General features: G+C 68.2%; 6 protein-coding genes. 1 reads left to right on the forward strand and 5 read right to left on the reverse strand.

Annotated elements, in window-relative coordinates; all coding sequences use genetic code 11:
- Positions 1–45: 45 nt before the first annotated feature.
- The 5 genes from KK617_RS18090 to KK617_RS18110 all read right to left on the reverse strand — a co-directional run bounded on the left by KK617_RS18090 (position 46) and on the right by KK617_RS18110 (position 5,003).
- On the reverse strand, positions 46–474 hold the full coding sequence (locus tag KK617_RS18090; protein ID WP_277501585.1) for a (2Fe-2S) ferredoxin domain-containing protein: 429 nt from the start codon (positions 472–474) through the stop codon (positions 46–48).
- Between the two features lie 112 nt (positions 475–586).
- Positions 587–1,444: a F510_1955 family glycosylhydrolase gene (locus tag KK617_RS18095; RefSeq protein ID WP_277501586.1), complete on the reverse strand. Its 858-nt coding sequence runs from the start codon at positions 1,442–1,444 to the stop codon at positions 587–589.
- Positions 1,445–1,554: 110 nt separating this feature from the next.
- Entirely contained in the window at positions 1,555–2,199 is a 645-nt protein-coding gene (locus KK617_RS18100) for a DUF3152 domain-containing protein (protein ID WP_277501587.1), read from the reverse strand.
- Between the two features lie 351 nt (positions 2,200–2,550).
- Positions 2,551–4,683 carry a heavy metal translocating P-type ATPase gene (locus KK617_RS18105; protein ID WP_277501588.1) on the reverse strand — a complete coding sequence of 711 codons (2,133 nt, stop codon included), beginning with the start codon at positions 4,681–4,683 and terminating at the stop codon, positions 2,551–2,553.
- 113 nt (positions 4,684–4,796) lie between these two features.
- Positions 4,797–5,003 (reverse strand): heavy-metal-associated domain-containing protein, encoded by a 207-nt coding sequence (locus KK617_RS18110; protein WP_277501589.1) that lies wholly within the window; start codon positions 5,001–5,003, stop codon positions 4,797–4,799.
- A 992-nt stretch (positions 5,004–5,995) separates the two neighbouring features.
- On the opposite strand from KK617_RS18110, the gene KK617_RS18115 reads away from it, so the two are divergent.
- Positions 5,996–6,658: a DUF305 domain-containing protein gene (locus KK617_RS18115; RefSeq protein WP_277501590.1), complete on the forward strand. Its 663-nt coding sequence runs from the start codon at positions 5,996–5,998 to the stop codon at positions 6,656–6,658.
- The last annotated feature ends 346 nt before the right edge of the window (positions 6,659–7,004 follow it).

The following is a 7,004-nucleotide window of genomic DNA, read 5'->3' on the forward strand; positions in this document are numbered from 1 at the left end:
AAACGACCGTTTGTGGAGCCTGCAGCTCGCGTGAGCATGGTCGGGCTAGGTGAGTTCCTCTTCGAGTTCGTGACGGTTGGCGCGCGAGGGGTGAAAGCGCTGCACCTCGACCGCCACCGGTTGGGGGGTAACGCCGGGCCCGCCGCGCGTGAGCCATGCGGCGATCTCGTGGGTGCTGAGGTCGTCGTTGCATTGTCCGATCCAGACCGGCGCCTCGCCGTTCGCGAGTTCCTGACTGGCGGGGATTAAGACGACCACGTTGGAGTGGTCGCACGCATCGAGGCAGCGGCTGGCGACGACGCGGCCGCCCCCCTCGATGGCGGCGGCGCGGAGTACCTCTAGTTGCCGGCGGTGATCGATGTCTGGGTGTTTGTGGCGGCTTCCGCAGTCGCCGCCCCGGCAGACCACCGCAACCATTTCCTCGGCGGCGCCAGTCGGTGCGCCCTTGGGCTTTCTGGGGTGTCGTCGAGGCACGCAGCTTCTCCGGTTCTTGTGTCGCAACGGGGTCACGTTGTGCGGGGCCAGGTGTCGCGTCGCGGTGCGATGGTCGGCCGGGATGCGCCGATCGCGCAGGTTGGCTGGTCGGTTAGACGAGTCGGCGGACGGTGAGGCCGAGGTCGGTGGTCGCGAAGACGTTCAGGTCGCTGACGGCGAGGACGTCGACCCCCGAGTCGGTGCGCGTAGCGCTGAGGGAGGTCAGGCCCGGCCCTACGGGGCCACCTGTGGTCCAGCTCTGGCCGGCGTTCTCGCTCAAGTACAGCTGCCCCTCGGGTGAGGCGGCGACGATGGTGGTGTCATCGGCGAACGTCGCCAGGGAGATGTCCGCAGGGGCAGGAGCGGTCGTCCAGGTGAGGCCTTGGTCCTGGCTGAGGTGGATGTCGGCGGCGGCCACGACCGCGATCGTGGTGCCGTCCGGCGAGAGCGCCAGGCCCGTGGGCGGGGCCGGCGGCACCAGAGTCTCCCATCGGGCGCCGTCGGTGGTGGCGCGGAGCTCGCTGTCGTACCCGACGATCACGTCGTTGCCCGCGGCGAGGCCGTGGAAGTCGGATTGGCCCCCGCGCGAGAGGGTGCTCCAGCTCTTGCCGCCGTCATCGGAGCTGATCAGGCCCATCGGCTCGTCGAAGTCGAGCTCGGGGCCGGCGTGCCCGGAGGCGTAGAACGTTCCGTCGGGCGCTCGGGTGAACCCCATGAGATCGAACGTGGGACTGATGAGGTCCAGCCGCGGAGCGTCGTCCTGACTGATGCCTCCATCTCCGCTTCGATCCGTAGGGGTCTTGGTGCGGTCCTCGAGCGCGAAGAGACCTTGGTGGGTGGCGAGGAGGACCTGGTTGGTCTCTGGGTCGCGGACCGCGGCGTGGATGTGCGTGATGGCGATGTCTTGCCCAGGACCTTCGTCCTCACCGCGGCTCGCGATCAGCTTGGTGGCGGTCAGCGCGGCGAGCACGAGGAGGGTGGCTACGCCTGCTCCAAGTAGCAAGCGGCGGCGGTTTGGTCGAGTGGTCGAGAAGACCGGGGCGCGTTCCGAGGCCTCAGGCTCAGGCGGTGGGGCGGGTGTCATGGGTGGTCGAGCTCCTCGGGCAGGGGCCAGACGTTGGGCTGGCAGCTGTCGAGGCCCTTGGTTTGCTGCTGCATCACGGGTGCCGGTTGGCCGGCGCCGGGGCAAGGACGATGGCCGTGGCCGAGGACGTGGCCGACCTCGTGGTTGATGACGTAGATGCGGTAGTTCTCGATCTGGTCGACGTAGTCCGTGCTGCCGTGCTGCCAGCGCCAGGCGTTGATGACGACGTCGTCGCCGTTGCGGCACGACAGCCGCCCGCGGGTCTGCAGGGGAGCGCACAACGCGTCGGCGGTCTCGGGAGTGGCGATGACGATGCGGAAGTCCCCGTCGTCGACGTGCTGCGGGCGATGACCCCCGCCGTTCCATCCGCGGGGGTGGCTCAGGATGGTGTCGATCGTGGCCGCAGTGGAGGACACATCGAACGGCAGACCCTCTTCGACCTGAATCTCGTAGGTGACTGTGGGATCGGCAACGCTCGTGCTGTTCGTGGCGTCGGCCAGGACGAACTGACCACTTCCCGCTTCGGAAATCGGGGCCGTTGGCTCGCTGGTCTCCGCGGTATCGGACCGCTGCTGCGGGGCGCTGGAGCCGTCGTCGAGAAGATGGTGATGCACCAGCTCGGTTCCCGGCCCTCGTGACACTGCTGGTCCTGGCAGTCCTGTTGAATCGGTTGGGTCGGCTAGACCCGCCGTTGCGGAGCCCGCAGGGCCACCGGAGCTCGACTCCGGCTCAGGGCTGTTCATCAACCATGGAGGCGGGGCGATCATTGCAGCCGACAGCGCGACGGCCGCTACGCCCGTCAGGGCGGCCCCAGCAGCCGTCTTGCCGCGCCACGCGAGGGGCTGGTCGCGCTCGCCACGGTGACGACCGGGTCGGCTTGACGCTTCGGACGTGCGCGAGCGTTCGGGGTCGGCGCCGGATGGCTGGTGGTGGCTCACCATCGGTTCCGGGTCCTCCCGCTCTCTTCGTCACTGCGTGTCGTCATCACCACGTCACAGTTGCTTGTTCGCCGTGAGGTCGAGTCGCCGCAGCAGCTGGGCGTTCAGTGCGACGACCACCGTAGAGGCTGACATGAGAATCGCTCCCACCGACATCGGCAGGACGAACCCGACGGGTGCGAGCACGCCGGCGGCGAGGGGCACCGCTGCGAGGTTGTAGCCGGCAGCCCACCACAGGTTCTGCTTCATCTTGCGGTAGGAGGCGCCGGAGAGCGTGTGCACGGCGACGACGGAGCGGGGATCGTCGCTGGCGAGGATCACTCCGGCGGAGGCGATCGCGACGTCGGTGCCGGCACCGATCGCGATGCCGACGTCGGCCTGGGCCAGGGCGGGGGCGTCGTTGACGCCGTCGCCGACCATGGCGACGCGTCGCCCCTCGGCCTGCAGCTCGGCGACCTTGGCTGACTTGTCTTCGGGACGGACCCCGGCGAAGTACCGATCGATCTGCAGGTCGCTGGCCACGCTAGAGGCCACGGCCTCGGCGTCACCGGTGATCATGACGACCTCGATCCCACGGCTGCGCAACTGCTCGACCGCCTGTCGTGACTCCGCTCGGACCTCGTCGGCGAGCTTGAGACCGCCGATCACGATGCCATCACGCACGACGTGCAGGATGATCGCCCCGTCAGCGCGCCATGACGCTGCCTCCTCGACCTCGGCCGCGCCAAGCTCCTCGAGCAGCCGTGGGCCACCCACCCGCACCTCCGCACCGTCGACGTGAGCGCGGACGCCGATCGCCGGGGAAGACTCAAAGCCCGTCGCCCGGGCCACCTCGAGGCCACGATCGTGCGCCGCGCGGACGATCGCCTGGGCGAGCGGGTGCTCGCTGTCGCTCTCCGCGGCGGCAGCCAACGTGAGGACCTCCTCCGGCGTCACCGACCCGCCCTGAGCGCCGGCACCCCGAGCCACTGCGGGGGCCACCTGCTCCACGACGGGCTCTCCCTTGGTCAGGGTGCCGGTCTTGTCGAACAGAACGGAGTTGACGGTGCGCATCTGTTCGAGCGCCAACCGGTCCTTGATCAGCACCCCCGCTCGTGCCGCTCGTTCGGTGGCGATCGCGACGACCAGTGGGATGGCCAGGCCCAGCGCATGGGGGCAGGCGATGACCAGAACGGTGATGGTGCGAACCACGCCGTCATCGGGCAGGCCGACCAACGCCCACGCCGCCGCGGTGATGGCCGCCGAACCCAGTGCGAACCAGAACAGCCACCCGGCCGCGGTGTCCGCGAGACGCTGCGCCCTTGACGAGGAGTTCTGCGCTTCCGAGACGAGTCGCTGAATGCCCGCGAGCGCGGTGTCGTCGCCGATCGCGGTCACTTCGATCCGCATGCCTGAGTCGGTGGCCACCGTTCCGGCCACCACGCTGTCGCCGACACCACGAGAGACGGTCCGTGACTCTCCGGTGATCATCGACTCATCCATCTCGGCGCGGCCATCGATGACCCGCCCGTCGGCAGGGACGTTGCCTCCCGGGCGCACGACGACGACGTCACCCACCCGCAGCTGCGCCGGGGGCACCCTCACTGTCTGACTACCTTCGACGCGTTCGGCTTCGTCGGGCAACAACGCGGCAAGCGAGTCGAGTGCGGAGCTGGTGCGAGCCAACGAGCGCATCTCGATCCAGTGGCCCAGCAGCATGATGACGACCAGCAGCGCCAGCTCCCACCAGAAGTCGAGCTCGTGGTGCAACAGCCCGAGGCTGGCGCCCCATGACGAGACGAACGCGACCGTGATGGCAAGCGCGATCAGCAACATCATCCCGGGGCGTCGCGCACGGACCTCCTCGACAGCGCCGGTCAGGAACGGCTTCCCGCCCCACACGTAGATGACTGAGCCGATCACCGGCGCCACCCACGTGAGCCACCCCCACCCAGGAAGGTCGTAACCCACGAGCATCGCGAACATCTCCGACGTCACCACCACGGGGATCGCCAGCACCAGCGTCACCCAGAACAACCGACGGAACTGCGAGACATGGTCACCGTGACCCGCGTGACCCGCGTGACCCGCGCCGTGCGAGCGGCCCGCATGCTCCGGGTGCTCACCGTGCTGATGCTCACCGTGCTGATGCTCACCGTGGTGGTGTCCGGCGCGTCCGGACGGGTCGTCGTGGTCGTGGTGCGGCATGTGTCTTCACCTTCGCTTAAGCGACAGCGCGTTCATCAGGTCCAGTGGCCCACCCGACCGAGCCCGGGCGGACCTGGCCGCGGGAGCGGCCGAGCCGACGAGGGTTATAGGTCTTAGGAGCGCTGCGCCTGGTAGCCGGCCTCCGCGACAGCTGCGAGGACCGTTGCGTCATCGACGCTGTTTCCAATCACGACCAGGGTGCCGCGTGCCGCGTCGACCTCGATCTGCTCGACCCCGGCCACCGCTGAGACCTCTTCGCGCACAGAGGCCTCGCAGTGTCCGCAGGTCATCCCCGTCACCGTGAACGTGGTCATGGACATCGTTCGCTCCTCGGCAGATTGGCGCCCCCTCGAGGAGCACCACCTCCGGCAAGATATACCCCCTGGGGGTATAACCCAAGTCGTCCTAGTCGTTGGCTACGCTCAACAGCGCAAGATGTGGTCGGCCCTGCACATGGGGCCGGAATTGGGGTTCCACGACGGGTTCGTACGGCTGCTTCGATCTGGAAAGTGGCAGTCCGCCCCCAGTGCTGCGGGAAGGATGGAGGTACGCGACTATGCGTGAAGCGCGTGTGCCCACACTCTCTCGGTCGCAGCGCCGCCCGGTTCACGCCCTGCTGCGCTCCGTGCTCGCGGTGGGCGACCTCGGGCAACGAAGTCGGCACAGGGTCCGGTTCCTTCAGTTGCTCGTCGGTGGGCTACTGACTCTCGGCGTGCTAGGGATGCACAGCCTCCCCGCGCCACCAACCACCGAAACGAAGAACCTGACGACGACGGCGGAACTCGCGCCCGCCACGCTCACTCCCTCGATCTCCAAGGCGGGCGAGGCGAGCGAGCACTCTGCAGCCGCCACTACCGAGCCAGCCGCCGCGACAACGGCCGCAACTGCAGCCGTGGCGTGCCACGAAACCGGCGATGCCGGTCACGGCACCCACGGCGCTCACGGGGGCCACGGGGGGGACTCAGGTGATGCCGGTTGCGGGGGGCATGACGTCTTGATGCTGTGCATCGCCCTCGTGGTCGGCATCGCGTCGGTGCTGATCGCCCTGGGACTGTTGAGCGCTCGGCCCTGGCGACCTCTGTTCATCGCGCCGCGATGGAGCGCGTTGCTCCAGACGCCGCCATCCCCGCAGCTGTTCAGCCCGCCATGGGCCCGGCGTGATCTGACGTGTGTGCACCGTTGCTGAGCGCCTCTCGCCAGCCCGACCGCGGAGCGTGACTGCTGATCGGCTGATCTGCAGTCGCTGCGCATGGTCGGAGCTGGCGCTCAGCAACCATCCACCAGCACACGTCACACCGCAGGAGACAAACTCATGCGCATTACCTTGAACCTTCACGCCTTCAAGCCCGCCTCGTCGCGGGGCGCCAAGCGGCGCGCCACGGCCGCGCTCGCCCTCGCCGCAACTCTCTCCCTCGGCCTGGCCGCGTGCGGCAACGGCGACAGCGACAGCAGCGGGGGCCACGGGGGTCACTCGAACAGCGACAGCAGTGGTTCAGCGGAGTCGGGCGCCGACTTCAACGACAGCGACGTGACCTTCGCCCAGCAGATGATCCCCCACCACGAGCAGGCCACCGAGATGGCCGCCCTCGCCGAAGGACGCACTCAGAACGCAGAGGTTCTCGCGCTCGCCCAGCAGATCGCCGACGCGCAGGGCCCGGAGATCGAGACCATGCAGGGCTTCCTGGAGGACTGGGGCGCTGAGGAAGTCGATCACGAAGGCATGGACCACGAGGGCATGCCGGGCATGGACGGGATGATGTCGGAGGAGGACATGGCTTCCCTCGAGGACTCCAGCGGCTCCGAGTTCGACGAGGCGTTCCTGACCATGATGATCGAGCACCACGAAGGTGCCATCGAGATGGCTGAGACCGAGCAGGAGGACGGCGAGAACCCCGAAGCCGTCGCCCTGGCGGGACAGATCGTCGAGGACCAGACCGCAGAGATCGCGACCATGCAGGAGCTGCTGAACTCCTGACAGTCTGAAGCACCACGCCACCGTGAGCCGACTGAAGACCGAAGATCGAGCTGCGGGCGGCACGAAAATTCAGTCCGGGGAGGAGCCGCAAGGGCCCTCCCCGGACTGCAGTAACTCCCGATCTCTCTGCCCGCGAGCTCAACAAACATCGGCGGGCATGGAACCGTCGCCTGGGCAACCACGGACGCGATACGCGTAGCCCGCCTCGCCCTTTAGCGACGCACGATCGCCCACCGAAGACGCTGTCCGGGGGCACGCCTGCGAGCGCAGGTTCGAAACCCGAGTCCTGAATCAAACCGGCTCAAAACCGACGGACGACGGAACAACGTTTCTGACCCGCCCCGCC

This window comes from Nocardioides sp. ChNu-99 (assembly GCF_029493445.1).
Taxonomy (GTDB): Bacteria; Actinomycetota; Actinomycetes; order Propionibacteriales; family Nocardioidaceae; genus Nocardioides.

What these genes read in the sequence shown, in the direction of transcription:
- KK617_RS18115 (WP_277501590.1), top strand. Translation starts at nt 5,996, where the DNA reads ATGCGCATTACCTTGAACCTTCACGCCTTCAAGCCCGCCTCGTCGCGG.
- KK617_RS18110 (WP_277501589.1), bottom strand. Translation starts at nt 5,003, where the DNA reads ATGTCCATGACCACGTTCACGGTGACGGGGATGACCTGCGGACACTGC.
- KK617_RS18105 (WP_277501588.1), bottom strand. Translation starts at nt 4,683, where the DNA reads ATGCCGCACCACGACCACGACGACCCGTCCGGACGCGCCGGACACCAC.